Here is a 24,055-nt window from a genome sequence, read left to right as displayed (position 1 = left end):
ACCATGAGCGAAGTAACCTACTACGTGGCCCTGCCGTTCGTAGCGGCGGATGATGGGATCGCAGCGGGTGAGCCGATCGAATGCTTCAATCCCAATGCTGTCGTCATGAAAGCCGAAGCGCTGTCGCGCAAGGAGGGCCATGTCGGCGCAGTTGCCTTCAGCCGCACCGGTGATCCCGCGACGGGCGATTTTAGCGACGCCAAAGTTATCTGGAAGTTCGGCGACGTGCCGGAAGATCTAAGCACATTGTGAGAACAACCGGGACGCTCAGGGTATTGCGCCTCTGTACGGCAAGACCTTGCAGGTTCCTGCACCGCCCTCTCCCCTCAAAATGCCGGTCAGTCTGACGATTGTTGTCTGCGCATTCTGCGAGAACTTCCAAACGCAGGATGATCCATTACTGGCATTCGGCATGAGAGCGCCTCTCATCCAGATCACTCTTGATCGCCCACCCCTCATATCCCGCTATCTGCACCTTTTGCCATGTCACGTTCCTGGCGGTCACAACGTCAGATGCCGCCGTCAGGCTTTTCGCATTGAGCGATAAGCGTCTTGCCTCCGATCCGTCGCTGTTGAACTGCACCAGCGCCACGGCGCAGCGCGGATCGACTGGCGGAGCCTTGTCGGCGGCGGGGCTGAACGCGTTCGCCACGACCGTTTTCGTAATCTTCCAAACGACGCCGTAGACGGTTTCGAGCGGGTCCAGCCAGTCGGGCCTCGGCGCACCTGCAAAGGTGAGATAGATTTCCGAGCCGATAACAACCATCACTCCAAACCAGAAGCACCACCAAGCCATTTGGATGAAGAAGAATATCTCGGTGAAAGACAACCATGACCGACGGCGCGGTGTATCGTGGTCCGACATTTCTCGGCTCCGGAAAAGGGCTGGGCTGTCAGCGTTGGCTAAAATGGCAACCGCCTGGCTCCGCATTCCGTCGCAAGCTTTGCGAGCGCCCGCACAATCAGGTCGTCGGGCGTTCCAACGGAAAGAAGCTTGAGAGACGTTTGGAGGGGGGCCAACTGACCACCCACATGGCCCTCAGCTTTGAACTGCTTTCCTGAAGCGGCCGTAAGCAGGAGGCCGGCCCAACCATTGCCCTCCTGAGATGAGATAGCCTTGATCGACTCCGGTTGGATATCGGCGGCGTTGAAATCGTATTTCAGATTGAGATTGGCGGCGCCAGGAAACGCATAGCGCAGGTGACAAATGTCGCCGTCGGATGTGGTGATCCTGTAGCTCACCAACTTAGTGCCGACGAAATGCCGTTGAAGATAATCGTAGGCGGCTTGAGCCGCGGATGTCGCCGCCGGATTGGCTTGACCCCAGGCGCTTGAGTCTTCGCCAAGTTCGGCAAGCTTGGCCTTTGCGTCCTCGTTGCCTTGCCTGGCCGATTTGCGCAGCCATTCCTTCGCCAGCGTTGCGTTTTTTGGTACGCCGTAGCCCGTCAGATATGCGATTCCGATCGAGAGTTGCCCGTTGGCGTCTCCCTGAATGGCCGCCTTTCGCAGCCACATTAATGCCTTCGCCTGATCTTCGGCGACACCATAGCCGTTGAGATACATGATGCCGAGTTTCGCCTGTGCGAGCGCAAATCCTTGATCGGCGGACTTATGAAACCAAACCAAAGCTTGCGCTTGGTCGCGCTGGACGCCTCTCCCTTTCAAAAGCATCGTGGCAAGATTTGATTGCGCCGGGGCGTCGCCCTGTTCGGCGGCTTTGCGAAGCCAGAAGACCGCTTGCGCGTCATCCTGCTTAACGCCATCACCTTTGGAATACGCCAGGCCGATCTCGCCCTGAACAATCTTGTTGTTGAGGAGATTTTGAGCTTGCGCAAAATCCTGATTGGCGGCCTTTTGCCACCACTCGACCGCCTTGCCGATGTCTGTCGGGCCGCCCAATCCCTCGAAATATAGGCCGCCAAGTACAAGTTGCGCAGCCGCACTGCCTTGCTCCGCGGCCGTTCGACACCACTGCAAGGCCATTGCATAGTCTTTTTGGTCGTGAGCTTCCCCACACCTTCGTCCCGCTTCTTCCGGCGTAACCTGTGCCGATGGCGCTGACTGGGCGAAAGCCTTGCCCGCAAGCCAATCCTGGATGGATGCTGCTGTTGAAGCGGTCGCGACTGCCAGTACGATGGCGGCACGCTTCGCAAAATCTTCAATACGGCACTCCTGCCGAGTGCGGCGGGAATGTTCGTTTCGGTCAACTTCTCTTTTGATGCAACAGAATGGCCGATAGTGTTTCGCCTATCGAAAAAGCCTTGAAATTGGCTATATCCCGCCGCTAGACTTTAAGACGAACTTTCTGCCGACTGCACGCCTTAGCGCTGAACCAATGGGGTTTTCCCGTGCTGAAACACTATCGGCCAAATTGTTTCAGCCGAGGCCACGATGCGCAGGCATGCCTATCCCGCGATCAGCCTTTACGGACCGACCGGTAGCCGTAAGTACCTCAATGCCGCCGAGCGGCGGCGGTTTATCGCTGCGGCGCGCCGCGCCGTTCTGGAAGTCCGGCTCTTCTGCCTCATCCTGTATTTCAGTGGCGCGCGGATTTCCGAAATCCTGGCCCTCACCCCGGCGGCCATCGATCTCGACAGCGGTGTTGCGAACATCGTGACGCTGAAGCGCCGTAAGCGCGGCATCGTCCGGCAGGTGCCTTTACCCCCCAGTCTGATCGAAAAGCTCGACCGGGCTTTTCGTCTCCGCGAGCGTCAACGTGATCCGGCTTTGGCCCACCGGCGCCTCTGGAAATGGAGCCGGACCACTGCCTGGCGGCGCGTCAAGGAAGTCATGGCGAGCGCCCATATAAGCGGCATGCCCGCGATGCCTAAAGGGCTGCGCCATGGGTTCGGCGTGCATGCGTTTCAATCCTTTGTACCACCGCACCTCGTGCAGCGATGGCTCGGGCATGCATCGCTCAAGACCACAGCGATTTACGCTGATGTCATCGGCCCCGAAGAACGCGCATTTGCTGCGCGGATGTGGAAAACGGGACGAGTGCGGCGCCCCTCGATCTAGGTGCAGATCGGCCCTACGCGACGAACGCGGCTTTCGCTATTGACCGCGAGTCACAAAAAACCCCTGCCGGCGGCGTGCCGACAGGGGCCTTCACTTCGACGTCGCCTCCGCTGCTAGCCGCGGAATGCTTCCATTCTGCGGGAGCCGCTACGGCCCCTCGGAGGACGCCGCCCAGGACGTTTTGCCGTTGGACGCGTCTCGACCTTGCTCTTCAGGATTTCCGAGATGACCGTCTCAGGCTCTGTCACGAGAAGCTTGCTCTGTTCGTTACCGGCGAGGTCACGCCATTTGAGCCGGGTCTTGTAAGGCTTCGTTGGATTGAACCCTTCCGTCGGCTCAAAGGTTTCGACCCGGAATACGATGGCCTGGTTCACGGCGACCGAATCCTCGGCAAGGAAGTGGAGTCCGTGCTCAGTCGCGAACTCTTCCGGCAACTGCTCCGTGAGAACGATATCGCGATTGAGCAGGATCAGCCTCGACTTGAAATCCTTCTCAGGTTTGAATTCCGGATTGCTGGCGGGATCGAAGGGTTCGACAAACGCGACTTGATCGAGAGGCACAAGCCTTTTTCCGATCGTGAGGACTTTCATGGGGTATCTCCTTTGCTGGTTTGAGGAGATACGGTTTTACCGAACACCAGGAGTTTCTCTTATAGGAAGGGTTGGGAATCGGCGCGGAAGCAATGGGAAGGTTTGGTACGTCGAGCGGGACGCGAGAGATTTTTTTGGCGAAGCGCATCTGCCGAACTGGAGCGTCTGCCCCCTCGCGCGTAGCGTTCGGAGTGCGATGGTATGCAAGTGAGCGTTTTGCAACGGAGCCGTTGCGAATGTTTTGCGTTGCAGCATTTTGAAATTGATTTGGGACTACCAAAAAAAGACAATCGGCTCATTCCGTCGCCCTCTCTGTCGAAGCGAGAGTGGCACAGCGATTGTTGGGTTACCCATTTTTGGCAGCCTGTCGAAAACGGCTGCCAGAGACAGGTTCATCGAAGACGCTCCCACGCTCGCAAGAGGATGTCCTTCGTATTCGCGAAGGGCTCATCAACAGTATAGGGAGGATACATGCCGCCAGACGCCGCCGCGCAAAAAGAACACCTTCACCTCGCCGACGACATCCTCGAAGGTGCGGACGCAATCGCCGAATTTCTTTTTCGCGGTACAAGTGACGATCAACGCGGTCGAAATCGTCGCAAGATCTACCACCTCGCGGAGAACTCCAGGCTACCAGTCTTCAGACTTGGGTCGTTGCTTTGTGCACGAAAATCTGTGCTGCTGGATTTCATTGCGGGGCAGGAGATCAAGGCCTTGTTGCCCGAACAATAGGGCCGGCGATGTCTTATCACGTACACGCCGAAACGGACGCGACTGCCTGCTCTCAAGTCGCGCAATCGCAGAAACAGACATAGTGTGTTGTCGTACCGGTGTAGGCGAGCGCGCCTTCACGCGAAGCCGTCGCAGGTTACAGAAGTTGGCGCATTGATCTTGAGCTTGGCGTACGCACCCAAAAAGCCGCCAATGGAGAAGCGATCGGGCAAATGTTCCTTGACGAGCGTTGACCTTACAAATGCAGCGGCGCTCGACTAATGCGAACACAAGCAAACGACTTTTCTTCGAGATCGCTAACCGTTGCTTGGCTTGGGTGGAGATTTCGTTCTTGAAGGCGTCTCTTCGCGACGAGCGCGTTGTTTTTCTCGGAAGGCCTCCGCTACTCCGGCGACGTAAGTCTGAAAGCCTTGCTGAGCGCTGCGATCAGTTACCGTAAGAGCTATGGTTGGCTCTGCCGCTTTTGTTGATTTTTGACCAGCCATGATTGCTCCTTCAAACGTGATTCTGACCTACGTAACCTAAACGGACGTGATTAACTTTCCTACCGCCGACGCTGAGTTTCAACAGATAGGCCCTTCCTACGCGCCAAGTCATATATGGCTTGGACAAGCCGAAAGGCACCAAACGCATATGAGGTCAGCTGCTTCATTATGTCGGCATCTGAGCCTGCATTAAAGGATTTTCTTTTTCCCGAATCGACGCACATGAGACCAAAGACGTTTTTCTTCTTATATTGCATGTAGTTACTGAGCGGAACCGAGGGCGCATTGGCGTCCGATTCCATGAGCCCAAAGATCGGGAAAATTATGAACGATTGGTAAAATTCGGTTGAGCGTTCATTTGGCTCTTCCGTGATCTCTCTGGATCGAGTGATCTCTTTCAGAAGCTGCGCAAGATCACCATGAACGAAGAAGTCATCCTGATAGCGCGGATCGAAGATTCTTCGATAGACAAAGTTGGATTGGACCGCGACAGGATCGGCTTCCAAGCCCTCGTCGTATTCAATGCGATGCTGGTCGTATTTGGACGATCGGACCAACGGACGATATACAAAGCTCGCGGCACCAGACATCCCACTTTCTTCGATGCGCTTGATGTTAGCAGTGATCGGCCCTTTACGCGGTCTCTTCGCCTCAAATACTCCAACGGCCGTGTTGCAGATCGCTTCAAGATAATCCGCGTGCAGGGCTTCGAGGTTCGTCACGTCGATTGAACCGGTCGTGTTCAGAGCAACCTGATAAAGAAGCCGAACTGCTTCTCGCTCAAACGGGAGATAAACGTTCTCAAGACGAAGAAATTCCGCCGCCACTTCGGTGTCGCGTCTGCGAAAGATTTCGGTGGCAATAATCCACGTTACCAGCACCGCCGTTAAAAGGGCGAAGACCGCAACGAAGCAGAGGACGTAAGTCTGGTACAGGACATAGAGCGAATAATAATAGGCGACAAAGCCGCTGATACCACCAACAGCGGAAAGGAGCGCGAGAATACCTGAGAATCGCTCAAAGGCCTCCTTTACGAGGCCAGCGATCTTGACCAGCGTCCAGCCGTTCGACTCAGGCATGATTTACGGATAAATCGATGGAGAAATAAGGAAGGTGCCCACGGTAATTTTTTTGCAACTTAGACGATTTCTTTTTATTAGGGAATGGGCGCTTCTAATAAAATCACCCGGATAAACACCCTTTCCAGCGCGAAGGATCGTCCCCGAAGGCCCGAGACCGGCGGGGGGCGCCGCGGCGGCGTTCGCGCTGCTGCACGGTGCCGACAACGGCATCCTGACCATTGCACGGGGAACGCATCCCTTGGCAATTTTCGGCTTCGAGAATTATGCGTACCGGCTTGGCCTCATCGGGGCGCCGTCGCGCATCATCTGCAAAACGCTGGTGGCTTGGGTTTGGACTGCTCATCGACAGCCTCGGCCGGTCGAGCGTGCTGGTTTCGCCAGGACTAAGCCTCTCGGCCTTGTGGCTCTGATGCTCCTTGCGCAATCTTCGGCAACCGCTAAGGCGCCGGCTCGCTAAGCGCTCCACTCTCCCTCTAGCCGGTTGTTGAGGCTATCAACCCCCACCGGATCGGACCACCGTTCAAGCATTGTCGAACTTGGAACGCAACATCAGCTGCCCTTCGCGGGCATCTGATCTCCTGCTGTGGGTTTGGAGAAGGTCGCGTCTAGAGCCTTAAAGAGTAAACCACCAACGACAGACACTGAAATCGTCACAATCTTCGTTTCGGTAAGCGCACAAGCGGCAAAGCCCTCAATCTTCGTCACCTGGTGATCCTGCGAAAAGAGTTTGACCAGCCATAAATCTTCCGCAACATCCGTGATGCCATAGACTACAGACATCGCGATCAAAAATGCCATCAGATGATTCACGACGGGAAGATGGTTGGGCAGTACGTTGGCGATCCCAAGCCAAAACAGAGCCGCAAAGGAAGCGCAGAAGATCGCAAAGCCGACATCAATCCAAAGTAGGGTAGGGCGAATATAGAGCGCCATAGCGCTTACGCCCAGCGCCTGCTCCTGATTTGCCGTTTTAATGAATTCATTCAGATAATCAGCATCGTAGTAGGGCCACATCCGCTCAGGTGTCAGAAGCCCTTTCTTGACCATAGCCGCATTGATGGCATTCCTGTTAGGCTCGTTCGCCTTGAAGCACAGGATGGTCGCCACCAGGCAGATACATGCGGCTATCAAATAGATCCTACTCATCCTGCCCCCTTTGGTCACTTCGAAGGCCGCACGAAGAACATCGCACAACCCGCGTTATCTCCGTAGAACCAGCTCGAGCTTACAAGTCCCGGAAACACGGCATCATTGAAGTAGAAGAAAAGCTGGCCAGGTACTTTGGGACTGACGTTTTCAGAGATTTTCTCAATCTTAGGATTGGGGTCCGCCTCCAGGAAATCGAGTTCGGCGCCGATAAAGCCGTATCGGGCGACCGGTTGAAACCAGGGCTGGCCGTAATGCCGCTTGAGCGGCAGCAAGAAGGCATTCCAGAGCATTTGGCGGAACGTCAACTGCGGCCCTTGCTCGTTGCGAAACGTATCGTATCCACGCCCATCGGCAGACACGCCGCCATTCTTCAGCTGCCCGTCGTAAGACGATGAGCAGTTCTGTTCAGGGACAGTCTCTATCGGGGTATTCGGATTCTTTTTCAGATGGTCGGCCTTCAGCTCAGCGAGTTCCGCGGGATTCGGCATTGTCCAGATCAGATGCCTATCTAGCCGACCGACCTTGTATTGCGTCGCAAAGCACGGCTCCTTGATATCGAAGGCGAACACCATGCCCTGTTCAGGGATCTCCGGCATGTTCTTTGTATTTGTGCTGGCGCAAACCAAGCCGGCTTCATCGACCGCCGTGAATACCCAATGGCTACCGATGGTCACGACAGCATAGACGATCACCAGTGCGGATAACGCTGGCCCGACATAGTCTCTCCAGCTCGATCGCAGTCCGAAAGCAATCCATTCGCCGAACCCGAGCTCGTTCGAGGGCGGCTCGGCTGGCGCCGGATTGGCATGAGAAAGGGAGGCGCGCCATAGGACGCTCATCCGATCCGTTATGCCTGCAGCAACTCTCGAACTCGCCCACAGCAGGAAGCCCAGAAGCAGCACGAGAACGATGAACACCGCCGGATACTGGACATAGGCCGTGAACCAAGGTGAAGCCCAATCGGGCAGGAAGCCTCCCGCAGTCTCAATGAGCTCCGAGATTGGATGCAGCCGATTTTGATCCTGCTCAATCACATTGCTGCGTCCCGTCAACGGGAACACGACAAAGAACGCGGTGACCAGGAGCGTAAGGAAGTAGAGTCCGGCCCGCAGGTAAACCCGCGGCCAGATCGCGTCGCGTTCCGCCAGGACGCGCGCTGCGGCATCTTTCTTCAATTCGTAGCAATCGGGAGAACCATCGAGCTGTTCTGGCAGCGGGTCGATCCGGAAATCGGCATCGAAGCTATTCGCTCGCGGCACAGTCACGACAAGTTCGTAGTTGTGAGGGATGCCGATAGGCCCGTAGACATGCGCATTGTTCTTGATGCGCTTCAAGACGCTGGCGTGGATCTTGGGCTTCTTGATCGAGACCTGGTCCTCGAGCGTCCGCGAGAAGAGCTCACTGCAGAGCCTCGATATCCGTCGCGGACCATAGCGGTAATAGGCGCCGAGGCCGCTGCGCGAGTCATAAACACGGCCGTCCTTGTCCTGAGCTTCCTTGATTTCGGCGATGGCGGCCGGGTTCGCCTCCTTGAATATCAGGCCGCAGGCCTTTGCTTCCTGGGCAATCCAGTAGAGCGGAATTTGCGCGAGGGAGTCGTCCGGGTAGCCGCCACCGACATTGGCGTGGACCCCGGCAAACCAGACCTGAGAAAGTCGCTCGCCGCTCGTGTAACGTGGCGTATTCGCAGGTTCGGCCTCCTTGCTTTCGTCCCAAAGTACCGGGTGGAAGGTCGTCCGCTCATCGTCAAGCGAGAGGGCATGGCAAGCGCGTTGTACGCTCGGATGCAGGGTATGCGATGGCAAGCCCAGAGGCCAAAGCCACTGGCTTACGCCCCGGGTCATCTCCTCAACGGGCAAGCCATAGGCCGCCACCGTATCCCAGAGCCCGAGAAAGCGGATCACCGGGACTTTTCGCCCATCAGGTGGCGCCGTCGGTTGCGCAGTCTCCGAACCAAACCACCTCATGACTTGCTTGACCATCAGCCCCCAGTTCGTGTGGTAGTGGTGGCGGTGGTAGGCCCGGTAAGCTTGGTGCGCCAGTTGGTCGAGTTCGGACTCCGACATACCGGCGGCGGGAATGAGGCCCTGATCGATGATCAAGCCGATGACCACGCGGATCGTAAAGGCGCCACGGCTGAAACCGAACCCATAGATTTGATCGCCCTCGTCACGGAAATTGCGACAAGCGAACTTGTACAGAGAAATCACGTTTCGCTTCAGGCCGACGCCGAAGGCGCCGCCGAGGATCGCCAGCGGCTTGAAAGACGACGTACCGACACCATCGTCATAGCAAGCGACCTGATCATCGTTAAACAGGTCAAGTGCCGAGAACATGCGCCAGACATTGGTCCGCCAAAAGCTAGCCGACGAGTTTCCGGTCCCGTCCGACAGCAATACAATTCGTCGGGTCATATATGAACTTCCCATCGAGGGGACAAAGCGGATCGCCTGAGTAAAATTAGTTCAATAAACGATAAGAATCCGGGGCCTTAAGTCGCACCGCAATACGGAGCGCTCCGAGCGCTCTAATCTCGGCAAACGTTATTTTACATCAGCAAGGGGTTGCAACAATAATCTTCGACAACCTACCATTTTTGTGGCTCCGCCGGACAATTGGCGAAGCTTGGTCCGGTTATCTGGCGAGCCGGTCACCTGCCGCCTGATCTCGCGCCACGGCAACTAGATGACGGCTTCACGATCCTGGCGCGGGCTGCACAACCACCGAGCCCATAGACCGGATGTCCCGCGACCAAGGCTTCATGGCCGGTATCGTCAGCGAACACAGCCAGACAATCGTTCGGCAACTTTAATTCGATCGGCGTGATCCTGGGGCGCAGGGTTTCCCATCCTATCAGGCAGCATCAACTCCATCCACCTCACCTATCACGGCACTTCTCCGGCCTTATCGCACCGTCATCGGCTGATGGATGCAAGTGCCGTCGGCACTCCTCCACTTCGTTCCGGTCGCAAACGATGCATCCGCCTCCTCCGGCGCAACGGCCTCCCGCAAAGGCCGCGATCGGCGCGGTCAAGCGATGGAGGAAGCAATGCAGACCTGGACGATCAACGAACTCATGCAACTGACGCGGGACGAACTTTGCGGTCTCGCCGGCAGGATCGAAAGTGCCCTCTGCGGGTTCGAACCGGGAACGGTCGACCGGCTGAACACCCTGACCAGCCTCGGCAACATCCGGCGCGTGATGGTGAGGCGGGGCCTACACTATTGATCGCAGATCGTTTATTCCAGACGAACAGATTGCCAGCAAGGGCATCGGCGTTGCCTTCGCATTGCGAAATGCATCGGACTACTTTCGCGCCGTTCCCTTCGAAAGCCTGAATAAGAGAATCCTGAGCCTCTACTACTGCTGCTTGGCACTGGCCTTTGCCGAGATGCTGGCTTCGCCAACTGGGCCTTCTGACCTCGATGAGGTTGAAGGATACACGACGCGTGGGCACGGTTTCTATGCGTTCGGCACGGGACAAAGAGGATTCAGCGAACTCCTCGTCTGTATCGAAACGGTCGGATTCCTGCCGCGCTGGGCAGACTTTCTGGGTCATGACATACGAGGTTAAAAACGAATGGCTCCGTGAGAATCCTATTGAGCTAATACTTTCTCAAGAGCCGCAACCTCGGCTGCACGCTTTTCCTTCGTAAGCTTATCGAGATTGAGCTGCCGAAATTTCACCGCAGGTAGATTGGCAGCCTCCGGCAAACCGATTGATGCCCAGTCCGGTTCGCCGCGAACGAAAGAAATCAGAAATTTGCGGTGAGCGTCCGGCATCTTGCCTACGATCTCCGCAATAAACGTCTCCCGAGCGGCGTTAAGCTCCTCAAGCGTCACCTCCTCTTCGGTCATGCCATCAAAGGCCCGCTCGAACTCCGCGGTCATGTCCCTGCGTCGTGCGGCCAGAATTTCATGCATCGGTCTCGAAGCGCTGATTAGATAGACAAGAAAGGAACGACGAAGAGAATCATCGATGCCTTCATTGGCGAGCAACTCCCGCGTGTCGAAGAAGTCGCGAGGATGCTGACGATCAAGAGCGGCCACAAATTTTCCTGCGTAGAGATCGGCAAACGACAACACCTGTATTTCGGCGAAGCCAAATGTATCTTCCACGGTCTCGGTAACCGCCTTTAGCTCGGAATCGTAGACGCAGCCGCGCAGGACTGGTGTGACCTCGATCTCGGTCGTGACGCCGTCGGCGCGTACAAGCAAGTGGGTATTAGCCTCTTTGCCACCCACGGCTGTGGTTGAACCAGGAATGCCGGCCTTGATGCTGGCCTCGATGAGACCCATGGCGGCATTGATCGCCGCGAGCGACTCCGGATAAGTTTGTATTGGAAGATAAGTCAAATCGATATCCACCGACAGTCGCGGCATGTCGCGGACAAAAAGATTGATGGCGGTACCACCCTTCAGGGCAAAGCACTTCTCCGCGGCAACGAATGGCAGCAGCCGGATCAGAAGCGTCACTTGCCGGCGATAGATATCAGCGAACGGCATCGAGATCCTCGGGTACTGTGATCTGGTAGGCCTTGTCGAGCTTGCCGCCCTTCACCAGCATGCGTTTGCCCTTGCCAAGATCGATCGTGTTTTTGTCGAGGCGCTTAAGCCAGGCGTGAGTATGCTGATCGGCGAAGAAGAAGAACAGCCTTTTGACTTTGACGCTGCGACAATCGGCGAGGAGCTTTTGGAGACGACGCGGGCTGAGATTGAACAGGCTTTGTATCAACACATGGGCTTGATGAAAACTCTCGCGTTTCGGCAACTCGTCGAGAAGCTCAAGCGCAGCGCGCTCAGGCGTCGATAGAGCCAAAGGCCAATTCCATTGTCCCCAGCTCTGGATCGTCCAGCTATCTTGCGCCGTACCGGTATCGGTTTTTCCTCCCTCAAGCCGCGTGAGTCCCTTCATAGGCAACGCGCTGCGAAACAGCTTTCGGTCGTTGTGATAGACGAAGCGCGCCTGAAGCGGCAGCTTGTAAAGCCATGTCGGCGGCGGCTTGGGTCCGTAAAGATGGACCTCCTTTTGCTCATGCGGAAGGTAATGAGCGTGGCCTTGTAATTCGAGCGCAGTGCGGCCGCCGACGAGCAGGGGATAGTCCAGCACAGCTTGAAGCGAGATCACGACCTGCTGCCAGGACAGCGAGCCCCGCGGCCGACAGTAGACACCACGCGTTGGCTGGGTAAGCCAGCCAGCACTTACATAGTGGCTGAGGAGCTGTCGCGAATAGCCGCGCTTCTTAAGCCACGCCGCATCGACCAGGATTCCCTCCGGGACCTCCCGCTCCAGTCGGTTTAGTGGTCTGTCATTTGGTCTAACCATATTTGACAATATAGCATATTTTCGAACCCATATCTAGTTTATAGATATAGCTAAAAGTCAAACCAAAATAGACAAAGTAAGCAATAGATAAACTCGGTAAGAGGGCCAAAAATCCTCTCAAGTTCCTGTTGCGGAACAGATTTTCCAGCTCATCTGGTATTCACCGTCTGTTGGCGCCCCATATAGTGGTCGTACGCCCTAAGGGACACGAGACCTAGAAATCTCGATTGACTCCCGCACGATCATCATAGACTGTGCAATTGTATTAATCGACGAGTCGTACCCTCGGAGGGAGACAATGAGCCAACAGTCCAAAATCGACGAGCTGGAACGGCTCCTCAACAGCGAGGAGGACACCCCGATTCAGATCCTTCCGAACGGAGAGATCCGGCCGCTAGGCCAGGCCACGGCAGCCGACATCGGCAACAAAAAGCCGCTGACCATGAAAGAGAATCTCGGCGGCGAATATTGAGGTCAACGATGGATATCAGCCGCATCCAACGCGAATTCATCGACGCGCAAAAATCCTTCGCGCTGGTCGAGCTGCGTCCGACAACCGACGGCAAGGTTTACGCGCGCACCGCATTGCAGACCTCGACCGGCCACAACTATGTCCTCTCGGTCAAATTTCCTGACACCTACCCGTACGAGATGCCGCGTGTCTTCATCGATGCGCCGGCGATCACCTCCACCGCTCCGCACCGCTATCAGGCCGGAAACATCTGTTACCTGCACCCTTCGATGTGGAATCCCGGCACGCATAACCTGGCTTTCGTTATCTGGCGCGCGGCGAAATGGCTCAACAAATACGAAGTCTGGCGTAACAACGGCAGTTGGCCGGGCGCCGAAATCAGGCACTGAGGGACGAATTTGAAAGTCGATTTCAAGACCTTAAAGATGATGGAGCTGCGAAGCACGCCGGGCGAGGTTCTCGACCGCGTCGCGCGCGATGGCGAGGTGTTCATCGTCGAAAGGAATGGCCAGCCCAAAGCCTGCCTCGTCCCCGTGTCCTTCTTGCTCCCAGACATACCGCCTGATCGCATCGCTAAGGAGCTAACTAAGCTCGACGCCAAGAACGAGAACTATAAGCTCACCATCAACGACAACAAGGAGCTGGAGATCAGTTGCCTTGAGACTGCCGACGGCGAGAACGTCGTTGTCAGCATCGTTCTGCCCCACGGCTATCCGAACGCAGCGCCGCGGATTTATGCCGCACAGGTCGCGTCCAATGCGCCGCACCGATGGCCGGACGGCTCGCTGTCGATCTTCGGCGCGACGGCGGCATGGAACGTCAAGACGCATGACGCGTCGCACGCACTGAGCTTGGCGAGGGTTTGGCTCAAGCATTACGCCAAATGGCGCAAGAGCGGCGAATGGCCGGAAAGGACGAATGCGCCATGAATGATCGCACCTTCGAGCGCATCGAATCGCTCTTCGACATCGCATCGTTTGCCAATATCAGGGTTCTCGTGGCCGGATGCGGCTCCGGCGGCGCGAGCGTCGCCCTTCAGCTCGTCATGTCCGGAATCCGCAACTTCACGCTCATCGACAACGACGTCCTCGGACCAGAGAACGTGATCCGGCATGTCTGCGGCCGACGCTACATTGGGCAACAGAAGGTCGAAGCCGTCGCCGACGTTCTTCTCGATCGCAATCCCAAGGCGAACATCACAAAGATCGATGCCGACATCATGAGCTATCCGGCGCTCGCGTCGGAGATCGCCACGGCCGACGTCGTGGTACTCGCCACTGACAACGAGCCCTCGCGCTACGCCATCAACGATATGTGCGTTCGCAGCCGAGTCCCCTTTGTCGTCGGTCGCGTCTTCACACGAGGCATCGGCGGCGAAGTGTTCGCCTACCGGCCGCCCGACGGCGCTTGCCTCGCCTGTCTGGAAGCCAAATTGGAGCGCACGCAGTTTCGCGAGGGAATCCGCGAGATTGATCTCGTCTCCGAGGAAGAGCGCGAAAAAGTCTATGGGATGGAGATCGCGGAGATCAAGGATTCGCCCGGCCTCACCGTCGACATCACCTTCATCACGTCGTTCCATACCCGCTTCGTACTTGACGCCATCGCCCGACGGCTACCCGAGCGCCCCAAATTCCTGGACCCCATCAGCGAGAACTACATCGTCTGGGGTAACCGGCCTGTCCATCCCTTCAACAAGCACTTTCAGTTGCAGCGGATCGAACTCAGCTCGCAGGAAGAATGCGCGGTCTGTGCCACGAGGAGCGTTGCCCATGCTGTTTAGGTCGAAAAAGTCAACCTCAAAGCCCACCTTTTCGATTACGCTCACGCGCGGCGCGGTCGAATCCATCTTCGACGAGTGCGACAATTACGCCGTCGATGAGACCGGCGGTCGATTGCTTGGCACCTATCGCCTTCAGGGCAATCACCTCGACATCGAGGTTAAAGGCGTTCTGGAGCCGGGACCGAACGCCGAGCGGTCGCCGACCTATTTCCTGCAAGACGGCGATTACCAAGAACGGTTGTTTCGCGCGATCGAGGCGAGTCATCCCGAGATCGAACATCTCGGTAACTGGCACACGCACCACGTCAACGGCCTTGCGACCTTGAGTGGCGGAGACAAGACGACCTATTTCAAGACCGTCAACCACGCCAAGCATAACACGGATTTCTTCTACGCGCTGCTCGTCGTCAGCAAGAACCGCAGCGGGAACCCGCGCTACACGATCAAGCATTTCATCTTCCGTCGCGGCGACGAGGCAATTTACGAGATTCCCGCAAACGCCGTGCGGCTCGTCGATACCCCGCCGCTTCGGCCCGGCAATGTCGCCGAACCACGCGACCCACCGCGGCCGAAAGACAGCCCGATCGCGGCAAATCTCGAGCGGGCCAAGGATCACGAGTTCTTTGTCGAGTTCTATCCCGACTTCAAAGCGCTACTCGCGAAAAACATCGGTGCTCCCTACTGGAAGGGACCGCTGTTGCTGGTCGACGGTTCGCGCGCCGACGTCGTTGTCATGGAAGATCCCGACGATGCGCGATCTTATTCGATCGCCAGTTCCTGCAAGAATTCGGCGATTACCGACGTTCTCGAAAAGTACAAACAACGCAAATTCCGTTCGGCGCGGCACGCCGTACTGCACCTCGAACGCGATCTCAATCAAGCGCTTTACCGGGGCAAGAAGGGGTAAGGAGTCATGAATGTCGTCACCGTGAATGTCGGCCAGGGCGCCCTCGCAATCGTGCGGCATCAGAGAGAGGCCATCATCGTCGATTGCCGCGTCCCGCCGTCAGATAACCGCACGGTGGCCTACGTCAAGGAAATGCTCGCGCTGTCTCTCAAAGATCATTGCGTCAAGGGCCTGGTCCTGACCGGCTTCGACAGCGATCACAGCGAGGTCGCCGGAGCATCGATCGTGCTGCGCAAATACCGACCCGACTGGATCATGTATCCCAAATATTACAAGGACACCGACGAGGCCAAACAGGTCTTTGCACTCATCAACGACGAAGTGAAGACGCGGTCCACGTCGAACAACCCGCTCGAAAAAATATCGGTGCGCGTCGATCAGCTTGCGAACCGCAAGCTTAGCGGGCTCTCGGACAAGTTCGATTTCGAGTTGTTTTCGCCGCATATCGAGGACATGGATTCCTCGAACAATTGTAGCATCGTGCTCAAATTGACGGGCCGTGGGCCTGGCGGCTTCTCGTACTTGATCACTGGCGACACCGAAAATCCGCGCTGGGAGAAAATTAGTAAGTTATACGGCACCGCACTGAAATCGCACGTGCTCGCCGCGCCCCACCACGGATCGAAGAATGCGACGCACCCAGCGTCACTGCTTAACATCGACCCACATACGGTGCTGATCAGCGCTGGAGTAGACAGCCAATACGGGCATCCGCATCCGCAGGCCCGCCGGGTCTATGAAAAGGTAGCGCGGCACGTTTTTTCGACCAACGATGACGGCGGTGTTTCACTCCTCACACAGCCCGGCACAGCGGAAATCACGACGACCCTGATCCGCCCGCGCAATGTCCAAGCGGCCTGAGTAGGGTTCGGGGCACGCATGAGCGAGACCGCTGTCCCCCAAATTGGCCTAGCTTTGTCGGGCGGAGGTTCCCGCGCCATCGCGTTCCATCTCGGCTGCCTGCGGGCGCTTGACCGGCTCGGACTTCTCGATCGCATTGCCGTCCTTTCGACTGTGTCCGGCGGCAGCGTGATCGGCGCCTATTTCCACGCGCACCGGGGAGACTTCGCCTCGTTCGAGGCGAGTGTCCGCGCATTCCTGGCGCAAGGACTCGCTGTTCCGATGCGGCGCAAGCTGTTCAGCCCGCTCGGCATCAAGGTCACCGCCTCTTTCGCCGTGGTCGGAATCGCAGCTCTCGCCGCTGCCGTGATCATAACGGCGGTGAAGATCGTCGGCATGGTGACGCCGCGATTGCTCGCCGCTCATTTCGAGCATTTCGACATAAGGTCGCCCCTTCATCGCTTCGCAAGCCGGACAACTCTTCTCGAAGCGGCTCTTGACGATCTTCTCTTCAAACACATGTCGCTCAATGACTTGCCGGCGCGACCGCATCTCGTTATCAACGCCACAGAACTGAGGACTGGCTCGGCGTTCCGCTTCGGGACGATGGAGTCCGGCTCGTGGCGGTGGGGCAAGTTGCACCGCAACGAGGTCTCGGTCGCGCACGCCGTCGCCGCGTCGGCGGCCTATCCACTCTTCCTCCCGGCGTTCGACGAGACGCTGACCTTCGACAAGAACGGCGCGCTCAGCGACGCCCGCGTTCTTCTGACCGATGGCGGCATCTACGACAATCTCGGTCTCGGCTGTCTCTGGCCAGATCGTTCGCCCGATGTCAGCCTCAACGTGATTGCCATCGACACAATCATTTGCTGCTCGGCGGGTTACGGCTTGAGGCAGGAGCCGCCAAGCCAGTTTCTTTTTGCACGGATGTTGAGCGTTTTCAGCGCGATTTTTGATCGCGCGCAGAACGCCTCTATTCACCGACTGCACGAAGCGCAACGCACCGGCAAAATCAAAACTTTCATTTTTCCCTATCTCGGCCAGCTTGACGGGAAACTGCCAAACCCGCCCGCGAATCTTGTGCGCCGGGAGGAGGCTCACGCTTACCCGACCAATTTCAGCGCCATGCCGGAGGATTGGATTGAGCGCTTAAGCTTGCGTGGGGAGCAACTCACCCTGTGTCTCGCGCGGGCGTATATTCCCGATTTGGTCAGAGAAGATTCGTTTGGAAAAGATGGTCACCATGCAAATTGAGATCTTTGATGTCGGCCACGGCCAATGCGCCGTGATCACCGCGCCAAACGGCCGGCGAATGATGCTCGACTGCGGCGACCGCTGGAGCGAAAAGTCATTCTGGACTCCGTCGTTGCACTATTTCAGGGAAACCATCGACCTCCTTGCGCTGACGAATCTCGACGAGGATCACCTCAGCGATTTCAAGGGAATGATCGAGACCTGCAACGTGCCTTGGATTCTCACTAATCCGACCATAGGCGCTCGGGAATTTGCGGTCCTTAAGCAAAACGGCATGGGATCGGGAGCCAATGCTCTGGCGGCATGGCTTGCCCGTCCGAGAGGAATGCCAGGCGGAAGGCAGCCGGACTTCGGACCGGTGCAAATCCGGTGGTACTACGGGTTCTTCACCCCCGGCGCCGTGAACAAGACTAACGATCTTAGCCTTGCCGTGATTGTTCAGTTCGGCGCCTTCAAGATCGTATTCACTGGCGACCTCGAAGTGGTGGGCTGGCGGCGGCTGCTGGCCTTGCCGGAGTTCCGTGATGACTTGGTTGGCACGACGGTGTTCGTCGCCTCCCATCATGGCAGGGAAAGTGGATGCTGCACAGAATTGTTCGATCTGATCCGGCCGCAGCTCGTGATCATCTCGGATGACGAGCACCAATATGATAGCCAGGATACCAACGCTTGGTATCGTAGTCGTTGCACTGGCGCAGTCTTCGCAAATAACGCTCTGGAACGACGTTATGTGGCGACGACGCGCAAGGACGGTTCCATGCGCGTCGATGTTGACGCCACTGGCCGATGGTGGATTCAACGCATACCTGTTCGCGATTGGTCGCGGAAGCCGATTCCGGCACCGCCGCCGGAACCTGGCCTTGGCGCCCTCGCGGCGCTCGGTTTGGGCCACAGCTTGTCGCCCCCAGGCGTCAGTGCTCTGCTGTCAGCGCTTTCATCGCCGCCGATGCCTTCAAAATCTGAGCTGAACCTTGGCACGTTGCTCAACGTTGGCGACGATCCGTTATCGCGGGCGATCGGGCTTGGAGCTGCGCGTTCACCTACGTCGAGAAAGTACTGAGACCACGCGGCAAATTCGCCTAACTGCTTGCCACGAAAAGCGGCGATGCGGGTGACGATGGCGCTCAAAGTCCAAGTGCCCCGCAGCCGGTGACATCGATGTGGAACACCTGTTACTCACCTTCTATTCGACGACCGGGTTACGGAGAGCCATCGCTCCAAAATCAGGCTCCATGTCAAAAACAAGGTGGTCATCGTCCTCGTCCAAGCCGCCTTTTTCCAGTCGGGCGGATTGGATTGTCATCCCCATCTTGAACCAGTGATCAAAGAGGTTCCTGTCGTTGCGGAAGGCGAAATACTGGAACTGCTCTTGGGTTATCCGACCGGCGATGAATTCGAGGATCATTCGCGCTGAAATCTTGATCGAGATCTTGTTGTCACGGTTGCTGGTCATTTCACACCCCAGATAAATTCCTCTTCCTTGTGGATCGAACATCCCCTGTTGATGCCAGGACCGCGCTTGGTACCCTTCGAGTTGGGGTTTCGGCATTGCCGCCGCCATTTTGGACAGACCATCGACCTCCGCCGCAGCAGTTTGTTCGCGAGGGTAAATACTAACCTTCCATTGGGGCGCCCGCGAACCACCGCTGTATAATTGCTGGAGGGCACGGTAAGGCGAAAAAACACAAACGATGTCCACGGTCAATTTGGCGAGAAAGTAGCTTATGACCTGTTCGCCATTCACCTGCATCGCACCCATAGGCCGCAACTCACGCAGCATCCGACATCCAGCGTCACCCAAAAAAATGCATTTGAGAGTGCCGCTTGGTACTTTCGATAACTGACGCTCTTTCTTTTCTAAGGCCTTGAATACGGGGTTGTCCTCGACGTGATCCGCAACAGGTGGCATCGAACTGAAAGTCCGCCCATGGGGGTGAACATATTTTTTCCACCGAATGACAACATCTATTTCTGGGTCAGTGAGGCGGATTGCTTCCGGATTGGGCCAATCGTTTGCTTTGAGCCAATTACTTAAGATCAATTCATGGTCGGGCGTAAGCTTGTAGGCTGGCGTTATTCGGCGAATGCGTTTTCGGCGACCTTTCTCCTGTCGACTTCCTTCCATGAACTGAAAATGCAAATTTTGCGCGGCCCCTTTTCGGATGCGGTTGGCAAACTGCGAAATGATATTAGCGGCCCGGTCCATGTCAGCCTGGCCCGAAAACGTGTCATCTGATATCGCCGTGATTTCTATGACGGCTGGTTTTCCAGCAAAGAGATCGCGCGAGAAAGCGTCGGGCCGTGCAGGCGTGTCAACGAGAACGGGTTCGATCTCCAAATGGGCTACTTGGTTGATGCTCCACAGAAGACCGAGTTCGACCTCCGCCGCGAGCGCGTCCTTGGCATTCTTATGTTCGAGCCGGGAAAGAATGTCGTTCGCTTTAGCTGGAGACAACAGGGGCGCAAGGCCGTCCAACATCGATTGCAAGCGCCGACGCGCGAATACTGGCATCTCACGCCTCCTTGCGCGAGCATGTCAGCGGCAATCGCATCCATCGACTTTCGTGATCGTCCGATTTGAAAAGATGCCCATACCGATCCACCGTAACCTGCAAGCTTCCTTGGCCCGCGAACGTCTGCACTGCTTTAGGCTTCGGATCCGCTTCGATCCAGCCGGCTTGGCGAAGTCGATGTGAACTCAACTCGAAGCGCTAAGGGCTCAGTGGCGCGGACACCGGGTCCAACTGGCTCCATGCTGCATCCATGCTGCATGGAGCCGCCGACAGTCTTTGGTAACCATTGATAACAAAGGGAAATTTCTACGAAACGCGATGCCGCAAAATTCGTGGCACGGAATCGCAATTTTTGCTGTGTTTTGTTGATGTTTGGTAGAAAATCGTAGAGCCAAAACACGCTTTTGTAGGCCTTTTCGACGGAATCAAAATCCGCCGTGCACCCCACCGCGCTAGCACCGGTAAAAGCTGCCAAGCTATCGCGGTCCCGCTTCTGTCTTAAAGTCGATCGCCCCCCTATTTGGAGCAACGATCTCCGCAGGCGAACGGTCAATTCTTACCAATCGCCGAAAACGGTCCACTCTCCACCAGACCGTTACGATCTCGTTCGCCACTTGGGTCGCAAGAAGAATCCAGTAAGCTTCGAAATCGAGGTTCTCGTTCCTGAGCCAGCCTAAGACCGCAATCCCGAATGCAACGGCGGAGCCGATGATCGAGAAGGCCTCCTTCGCAGAAGTCCATGTAAGAAAGCGGGACTGTCTAGGGTTATTGTCTTCCAGGTACCAGCGGGCGACGTCTCTGCGCTCTTCTATTTTCTTGCCACTCGATGTGCTCTTGTCGGGCATAAAATCCCGCAACGAGAACGTCTTGAGCATATCCGATGAAACGTTAAACCGGGTATGCATGTCGTTGCAAGCTATCCCGGTCAGTAGCAAAGACGCGATGAGGATGTGGTCGTAAGTCACTCCGAGTATCCAATAGAAGACGAGAAAGCCGAACACGAGAAGCGTTATCTCGATGCGACTCTTGGGTTTCAGAACATCCGGGACCTTTCCCGGCGGGAAAAGCGCCTTCGCGATTTCGAGTTCTTGCTTAACGCTGGTGCGGCTCAAGAAGTACTTGATTGCAATCATCAGAAAGAGGCCGAGTTGCAGACCGCTTGTTCCATTCTCAAGTTTCGAAAAGAACAGTTTGATAAAATACGTTGTGGCGATCGTGAGGTCGCACACTCTGTTCAAGAGCTTTAAATAGCCCTCTGACGTAGTCGGATCCTCCATGGTGAGAAACACGTAGGTCAGGATCAGAGCCTCTCGACCGACGCAGCGAAAAAACAGGATGGTCCCGACGCTCAGGACGACGGCCCAGCCTTCATGGCTTCGAAGCGGTTCGGCGGGATACCAGGCGATCGGGTGAATGAACGTAAAGAGTCCGAGTATTATGTGAGTGCCGAGAAGCACATGGAAAATCAACGCGATACTGCTGGCCGACAAGACGGGCTTCGGCACGTGTCGTGTGAAAATGAAGAACTGTACAAAGATCGCCAGCGCAAGGGCCATATAAACTTGATGCACCCATCCAGCCGGCGTGAGTTGATGACTTTGAACATGGGCTTCGGGCAGACCCGCAGACAGGTAAGACCAACCCATGAGCACGGAAAGCGCTACTCCCACGATGAGAGAGGTAACGACCCACCGTGATCGCCACGAATTCGAAAAGCGTCCGACAATAAATGCCGCAAGTGGTGAGACGATAAAAACGTCTCCCCACATTCCAAGGTGAGCCAGGAAAGGAAGGCCGTTAGAAACTCCGCTATCCAGCATTTGGGAGGGTGTTAGAAAATGGTCGCGGTACGCGAGCCATCCTTGAACAGCGACGAGAAATTCGAACAAAGCAAGCGTCAGTACCGCCGTGATTGGCAGGATCGGCTTGCTAACCTTGAGTGGCCCAACGTCACCGCGATCGGCCATCGCCAGCCCATTACACCAGTAGCTGATGCGCCGGCAGTTTGACTGCGGCGCTCAGTTAGTTTGGAGAAGCTTGATCCCATGGCATTGGCGCTCCGGGCTTTCGGCAGAAAAACGCGCTTAGATTGTATTGTCAAGTTTAAATCAGCGGAGAACGAGCAAGATCGTCGGGGCTTGGGAGTGGGACCGACGGAAGCATCGGAAGCTTAAGCATCCTCCTTCTTCCTCGACGGGCGCACGCACGACGATCTTTAGTGGATGCATGACCCTCCTCGCGTCTGGATGTTCAACCTACCTCCTCGGTCAGCAAAAAATGCCTGGCTTGCAAATTCTCAAATACTTCACGGGCTTCGGGCGTCGGGTCGATGCAAAGAGTTCGATACGTATCCAGGAAGGGCCACCATTTTCTGTAAATCAGAATTTACCGGATTTTCTATTTGCCAGTTCAATAGCTTGCTCAACTAAACCACAGTTCAGCGACTGGTTTTATCAGTGAAAATGTTCGTTTGTTTTCAAAGGGCCAAAATTTGGACCCGACAGGACTCGAACTGAATCCATACAGAAGGCCGCCTTTTGCGTTTGCTACGCGCTGTTGTAGGTGGTTGATCTTGTTTCAGGGATGAGCGTCGCGCTCTGTCTTCGCGCTTCCATTCCATAAGCACCTGGAAGAAGCCCACCATATTTGCGGTTATTTCGCGCGCATCTTCGCGTGTGAGTACACGCTTGGAATGCGGTTGCCAAACCTGAATGGTGTGATCGAGGAATTCTTCGGAAGGAGACGATTCACTAATCGATTTTTGTGAGGGACGTTTTTTGACCATGAACTAACGCGCAGGAAAATTTTGCTAAACCAACTCCATCCTCAAATGGCGGCCCACGGCCTGCGCCGCACGCGTAAGTGTCGCGAGCGTTACGGACTCATTGTCAGGATCCAGGAGTCGGTCGAGTTGTGCTCGGCTGGTTTGCATGCGTTTGGCGAGGGCGGATTTGGTGAGCCCCTCGTCATGCATAAGCGCATCGAGCTGACGTGCAATGACGCGCTTGATGGCTTTTGCTGTTACTTCGGTATAGACGCCCTCATCTTTCAGAAAATCGTCGAAGGACGATCCGATGCGACCTTTCTTCTTCATATGATCTCCTTTCGGCGTTTCTGCGCCAATTCAAGTTCGGTCTGGGGTGTCTTCTGCGTCTTCTTAATAAAGGCGTGCAGCAAAACCATCCGACCTTCGTGAACACAAAACAGTATCCGCGCGATACGATTGCCCTCGAGCTCGCTCCGGACTTCCCACAGACCTTTTCCTAGAGCCCGGCAAAGTGGCATGCCAATCGGCCAGGAGAACTCCACATCCTTGATGTCTTCACCGACAATCTTGCGATCCGCTTCCGGCAAAAGCTTCAGCCACTCACGAACTGGTTCGCGACCAGAAGCTAACTGATAGAAGGCGGCGGGCAGTCGTTTCACAAGTTCTCCTGTTAAGATTGTACCAAAAATGGTACACAAAAGGCAAGGGAAAAATACGCCACTCGGATCAAGGCCCTAGAACAAATCTACAAGCTAAATCCAATTGAGCCGCCAGCTCACTCTTGGACTACTGGAAATGTTCGTAATCTCTCGAAAAGTTCGCGAACTTCTGGGGTCGGCGCAATGCACAAAGTTCGATACGTATCGAGAAAGGCCCCGCCGAACGGGACGGGAAAGATCACTTCGTCTGTCGCATGCGGCGGCATGGAAGACGGCCTGGCTCAAATCAATCTGCACTTGCACCAGTCTGATTACCACCACCCCTGCGCCTTACCCCATGCATTAAGTAGCCGCGCCACGATCGTGAAGAATCTCACAACGTCTCGTGTGAGACATAGTAGCTCGCGCCATGTGATCGGCTTCGGCTTTCGGCCGTGTTTTGTCGGCATCGGATTGTCTCCATTCGTCTAGTTCCGTCGA

Annotated in this window: 24 protein-coding genes and 1 pseudogene; 13 read left to right on the top strand and 12 right to left on the bottom strand. The window is 56.1% G+C overall.

Going from position 1 to position 24,055, the window contains the following annotated elements:
* Nucleotides 1–3: 3 nt before the first annotated feature.
* On the top strand, nucleotides 4–252 hold the full coding sequence (locus tag ACP2YP_RS11035; protein WP_426424146.1) for a hypothetical protein: 249 nt from the start codon (nucleotides 4–6) through the stop codon (nucleotides 250–252).
* 145 nt (nucleotides 253–397) lie between these two features.
* Here ACP2YP_RS11035 and ACP2YP_RS11030 read toward each other — a convergent pair whose 3' ends face one another.
* On the bottom strand, nucleotides 398–865 hold the full coding sequence (locus ACP2YP_RS11030; protein WP_426424145.1) for a hypothetical protein: 468 nt from the start codon (nucleotides 863–865) through the stop codon (nucleotides 398–400).
* A gap of 38 nt (nucleotides 866–903) precedes the next feature.
* Nucleotides 904–1,983, bottom strand: coding sequence for a tetratricopeptide repeat protein (locus ACP2YP_RS11025; protein ID WP_426424144.1), 1,080 nt, complete (start codon nucleotides 1,981–1,983; stop codon nucleotides 904–906).
* A gap of 408 nt (nucleotides 1,984–2,391) precedes the next feature.
* Here ACP2YP_RS11025 and ACP2YP_RS11020 point away from each other — a divergent pair, with 408 nt between their 5' ends.
* A complete protein-coding gene (locus tag ACP2YP_RS11020; protein ID WP_426424143.1) occupies nucleotides 2,392–3,018 on the top strand; it encodes a tyrosine-type recombinase/integrase in 627 nt (208 codons plus the stop codon).
* 113 nt (nucleotides 3,019–3,131) lie between these two features.
* On the opposite strand, the gene ACP2YP_RS11015 is transcribed toward ACP2YP_RS11020, so the two are convergent.
* Entirely contained in the window at nucleotides 3,132–3,608 is a 477-nt protein-coding gene (locus tag ACP2YP_RS11015) for a hypothetical protein (RefSeq protein ID WP_426424142.1), read from the bottom strand.
* A 471-nt stretch (nucleotides 3,609–4,079) separates the two neighbouring features.
* On the opposite strand from ACP2YP_RS11015, the gene ACP2YP_RS11010 reads away from it, so the two are divergent.
* On the top strand, nucleotides 4,080–4,340 hold the full coding sequence (locus tag ACP2YP_RS11010) for a DNA-binding protein (RefSeq protein WP_426424141.1): 261 nt from the start codon (nucleotides 4,080–4,082) through the stop codon (nucleotides 4,338–4,340).
* Nucleotides 4,341–4,884: 544 nt separating this feature from the next.
* On the opposite strand, the gene ACP2YP_RS11005 is transcribed toward ACP2YP_RS11010, so the two are convergent.
* Nucleotides 4,885–5,904 carry a hypothetical protein gene (locus ACP2YP_RS11005; RefSeq protein ID WP_426424140.1) on the bottom strand — a complete coding sequence of 340 codons (1,020 nt, stop codon included), beginning with the start codon at nucleotides 5,902–5,904 and terminating at the stop codon, nucleotides 4,885–4,887.
* A gap of 163 nt (nucleotides 5,905–6,067) precedes the next feature.
* On the opposite strand from ACP2YP_RS11005, the pseudogene ACP2YP_RS11000 reads away from it, so the two are divergent.
* Nucleotides 6,068–6,364, top strand: a pseudogene (locus ACP2YP_RS11000) (MFS transporter); the annotation flags it as partial.
* A gap of 92 nt (nucleotides 6,365–6,456) precedes the next feature.
* On the opposite strand, the gene ACP2YP_RS10995 reads toward ACP2YP_RS11000, so the two are convergent.
* Both ACP2YP_RS10995 and ACP2YP_RS10990 read right to left on the bottom strand, forming a co-directional pair.
* On the bottom strand, nucleotides 6,457–7,053 hold the full coding sequence (locus ACP2YP_RS10995; protein WP_426424139.1) for a hypothetical protein: 597 nt from the start codon (nucleotides 7,051–7,053) through the stop codon (nucleotides 6,457–6,459).
* 14 nt (nucleotides 7,054–7,067) lie between these two features.
* Nucleotides 7,068–9,470, bottom strand: coding sequence for a DUF2235 domain-containing protein (locus ACP2YP_RS10990; protein WP_426424138.1), 2,403 nt, complete (start codon nucleotides 9,468–9,470; stop codon nucleotides 7,068–7,070).
* 635 nt (nucleotides 9,471–10,105) lie between these two features.
* Between ACP2YP_RS10990 and ACP2YP_RS10985 the strand changes: the two genes are divergently transcribed.
* The gene (locus ACP2YP_RS10985) at nucleotides 10,106–10,285 is read left to right on the top strand and encodes a hypothetical protein (protein WP_426424137.1); all 180 of its coding nucleotides are present in this window, start codon (nucleotides 10,106–10,108) and stop codon (nucleotides 10,283–10,285) included.
* Nucleotides 10,286–10,654: 369 nt separating this feature from the next.
* Here the strand turns inward: ACP2YP_RS10985 and ACP2YP_RS10980 are convergent, their stop codons facing one another.
* Together ACP2YP_RS10980 and ACP2YP_RS10975 are read right to left on the bottom strand one after the other, a co-directional pair.
* Complete coding sequence (locus ACP2YP_RS10980; protein ID WP_426424136.1) at nucleotides 10,655–11,563, bottom strand: nucleotidyl transferase AbiEii/AbiGii toxin family protein; 909 nt, start codon at nucleotides 11,561–11,563, stop codon at nucleotides 10,655–10,657.
* The gene (locus ACP2YP_RS10975) at nucleotides 11,550–12,383 is read right to left on the bottom strand and encodes a type IV toxin-antitoxin system AbiEi family antitoxin domain-containing protein (protein WP_426426107.1); all 834 of its coding nucleotides are present in this window, start codon (nucleotides 12,381–12,383) and stop codon (nucleotides 11,550–11,552) included. Before ACP2YP_RS10975 ends, ACP2YP_RS10980 begins: the two co-directional genes overlap by 14 nt.
* Before the next feature lie 298 nt (nucleotides 12,384–12,681).
* On the opposite strand from ACP2YP_RS10975, the gene ACP2YP_RS10970 reads away from it, so the two are divergent.
* The 8 genes from ACP2YP_RS10970 to ACP2YP_RS10935 are packed head-to-tail and all read left to right on the top strand — an operon-like array spanning nucleotide 12,682 to nucleotide 18,696.
* A complete protein-coding gene (locus ACP2YP_RS10970) occupies nucleotides 12,682–12,855 on the top strand; it encodes a hypothetical protein (protein ID WP_426424135.1) in 174 nt (57 codons plus the stop codon).
* Nucleotides 12,856–12,863: 8 nt separating this feature from the next.
* The gene (locus ACP2YP_RS10965) at nucleotides 12,864–13,244 is read left to right on the top strand and encodes a ubiquitin-conjugating enzyme E2 variant (protein ID WP_426424134.1); all 381 of its coding nucleotides are present in this window, start codon (nucleotides 12,864–12,866) and stop codon (nucleotides 13,242–13,244) included.
* A gap of 9 nt (nucleotides 13,245–13,253) precedes the next feature.
* A complete protein-coding gene (locus ACP2YP_RS10960) occupies nucleotides 13,254–13,784 on the top strand; it encodes a type II toxin-antitoxin system Phd/YefM family antitoxin (protein WP_426424133.1) in 531 nt (176 codons plus the stop codon).
* Nucleotides 13,781–14,635, top strand: coding sequence for a HesA/MoeB/ThiF family protein (locus ACP2YP_RS10955; protein ID WP_426424132.1), 855 nt, complete (start codon nucleotides 13,781–13,783; stop codon nucleotides 14,633–14,635). The genes ACP2YP_RS10960 and ACP2YP_RS10955 overlap by 4 nt, the downstream gene beginning before the upstream one ends.
* Nucleotides 14,625–15,542 (top strand): hypothetical protein, encoded by a 918-nt coding sequence (locus tag ACP2YP_RS10950; RefSeq protein WP_426424131.1) that lies wholly within the window; start codon nucleotides 14,625–14,627, stop codon nucleotides 15,540–15,542. The genes ACP2YP_RS10955 and ACP2YP_RS10950 overlap by 11 nt, the downstream gene beginning before the upstream one ends.
* Before the next feature lie 6 nt (nucleotides 15,543–15,548).
* On the top strand, nucleotides 15,549–16,403 hold the full coding sequence (locus ACP2YP_RS10945; RefSeq protein WP_426424130.1) for a ComEC/Rec2 family competence protein: 855 nt from the start codon (nucleotides 15,549–15,551) through the stop codon (nucleotides 16,401–16,403).
* 18 nt (nucleotides 16,404–16,421) lie between these two features.
* Nucleotides 16,422–17,636, top strand: coding sequence for a patatin-like phospholipase family protein (locus ACP2YP_RS10940; RefSeq protein WP_426424129.1), 1,215 nt, complete (start codon nucleotides 16,422–16,424; stop codon nucleotides 17,634–17,636).
* Entirely contained in the window at nucleotides 17,608–18,696 is a 1,089-nt protein-coding gene (locus tag ACP2YP_RS10935; RefSeq protein ID WP_426424128.1) for a ComEC/Rec2 family competence protein, read from the top strand. Before ACP2YP_RS10940 ends, ACP2YP_RS10935 begins: the two co-directional genes overlap by 29 nt.
* Before the next feature lie 123 nt (nucleotides 18,697–18,819).
* Here ACP2YP_RS10935 and ACP2YP_RS10930 read toward each other — a convergent pair whose 3' ends face one another.
* The 4 genes from ACP2YP_RS10930 to ACP2YP_RS10915 form a co-directional block, all read right to left on the bottom strand.
* Nucleotides 18,820–20,148 carry a hypothetical protein gene (locus ACP2YP_RS10930; protein WP_426424127.1) on the bottom strand — a complete coding sequence of 443 codons (1,329 nt, stop codon included), beginning with the start codon at nucleotides 20,146–20,148 and terminating at the stop codon, nucleotides 18,820–18,822.
* A 477-nt stretch (nucleotides 20,149–20,625) separates the two neighbouring features.
* Nucleotides 20,626–22,116 carry a hypothetical protein gene (locus ACP2YP_RS10925; protein WP_426424126.1) on the bottom strand — a complete coding sequence of 497 codons (1,491 nt, stop codon included), beginning with the start codon at nucleotides 22,114–22,116 and terminating at the stop codon, nucleotides 20,626–20,628.
* An 842-nt stretch (nucleotides 22,117–22,958) separates the two neighbouring features.
* Nucleotides 22,959–23,243, bottom strand: a complete 285-nt coding sequence (locus tag ACP2YP_RS10920; protein ID WP_426424125.1) for a helix-turn-helix domain-containing protein — start codon at nucleotides 23,241–23,243, stop codon at nucleotides 22,959–22,961.
* Nucleotides 23,240–23,575, bottom strand: a complete 336-nt coding sequence (locus tag ACP2YP_RS10915; RefSeq protein WP_426424124.1) for a type II toxin-antitoxin system RelE/ParE family toxin — start codon at nucleotides 23,573–23,575, stop codon at nucleotides 23,240–23,242. Before ACP2YP_RS10915 ends, ACP2YP_RS10920 begins: the two co-directional genes overlap by 4 nt.
* Between the last annotated feature and the right edge of the window lie 480 nt (nucleotides 23,576–24,055).

Source organism: Bradyrhizobium genosp. A, assembly GCF_049949275.1.
Classification (GTDB): domain Bacteria; phylum Pseudomonadota; class Alphaproteobacteria; order Rhizobiales; family Xanthobacteraceae; genus Bradyrhizobium.
The sequence above is the reverse complement of the archived record's forward strand: the minus strand, read 5'-3'. Positions and strand labels throughout refer to the sequence as shown.

Coding starts and splice junctions, on each gene's coding strand:
- ACP2YP_RS11035 (WP_426424146.1), top strand. CDS start 4: ATGAGCGAAGTAACCTACTACGTGGCCCTGCCGTTCGTAGCGGCGGAT.
- ACP2YP_RS11030 (WP_426424145.1), bottom strand. CDS start 865: ATGTCGGACCACGATACACCGCGCCGTCGGTCATGGTTGTCTTTCACC.
- ACP2YP_RS11025 (WP_426424144.1), bottom strand. CDS start 1,983: ATGGCCTTGCAGTGGTGTCGAACGGCCGCGGAGCAAGGCAGTGCGGCT.
- ACP2YP_RS11020 (WP_426424143.1), top strand. CDS start 2,392: ATGCGCAGGCATGCCTATCCCGCGATCAGCCTTTACGGACCGACCGGT.
- ACP2YP_RS11015 (WP_426424142.1), bottom strand. CDS start 3,608: ATGAAAGTCCTCACGATCGGAAAAAGGCTTGTGCCTCTCGATCAAGTC.
- ACP2YP_RS11010 (WP_426424141.1), top strand. CDS start 4,080: ATGCCGCCAGACGCCGCCGCGCAAAAAGAACACCTTCACCTCGCCGAC.
- ACP2YP_RS11005 (WP_426424140.1), bottom strand. CDS start 5,904: ATGCCTGAGTCGAACGGCTGGACGCTGGTCAAGATCGCTGGCCTCGTA.
- ACP2YP_RS10995 (WP_426424139.1), bottom strand. CDS start 7,053: ATGAGTAGGATCTATTTGATAGCCGCATGTATCTGCCTGGTGGCGACC.
- ACP2YP_RS10990 (WP_426424138.1), bottom strand. CDS start 9,470: ATGACCCGACGAATTGTATTGCTGTCGGACGGGACCGGAAACTCGTCG.
- ACP2YP_RS10985 (WP_426424137.1), top strand. CDS start 10,106: ATGCAGACCTGGACGATCAACGAACTCATGCAACTGACGCGGGACGAA.
- ACP2YP_RS10980 (WP_426424136.1), bottom strand. CDS start 11,563: ATGCCGTTCGCTGATATCTATCGCCGGCAAGTGACGCTTCTGATCCGG.
- ACP2YP_RS10975 (WP_426426107.1), bottom strand. CDS start 12,383: ATGGTTAGACCAAATGACAGACCACTAAACCGACTGGAGCGGGAGGTC.
- ACP2YP_RS10970 (WP_426424135.1), top strand. CDS start 12,682: ATGAGCCAACAGTCCAAAATCGACGAGCTGGAACGGCTCCTCAACAGC.
- ACP2YP_RS10965 (WP_426424134.1), top strand. CDS start 12,864: ATGGATATCAGCCGCATCCAACGCGAATTCATCGACGCGCAAAAATCC.
- ACP2YP_RS10955 (WP_426424132.1), top strand. CDS start 13,781: ATGAATGATCGCACCTTCGAGCGCATCGAATCGCTCTTCGACATCGCA.
- ACP2YP_RS10950 (WP_426424131.1), top strand. CDS start 14,625: ATGCTGTTTAGGTCGAAAAAGTCAACCTCAAAGCCCACCTTTTCGATT.
- ACP2YP_RS10945 (WP_426424130.1), top strand. CDS start 15,549: ATGAATGTCGTCACCGTGAATGTCGGCCAGGGCGCCCTCGCAATCGTG.
- ACP2YP_RS10940 (WP_426424129.1), top strand. CDS start 16,422: ATGAGCGAGACCGCTGTCCCCCAAATTGGCCTAGCTTTGTCGGGCGGA.
- ACP2YP_RS10930 (WP_426424127.1), bottom strand. CDS start 20,148: ATGCCAGTATTCGCGCGTCGGCGCTTGCAATCGATGTTGGACGGCCTT.
- ACP2YP_RS10925 (WP_426424126.1), bottom strand. CDS start 22,116: ATGGCCGATCGCGGTGACGTTGGGCCACTCAAGGTTAGCAAGCCGATC.
- ACP2YP_RS10920 (WP_426424125.1), bottom strand. CDS start 23,243: ATGAAGAAGAAAGGTCGCATCGGATCGTCCTTCGACGATTTTCTGAAA.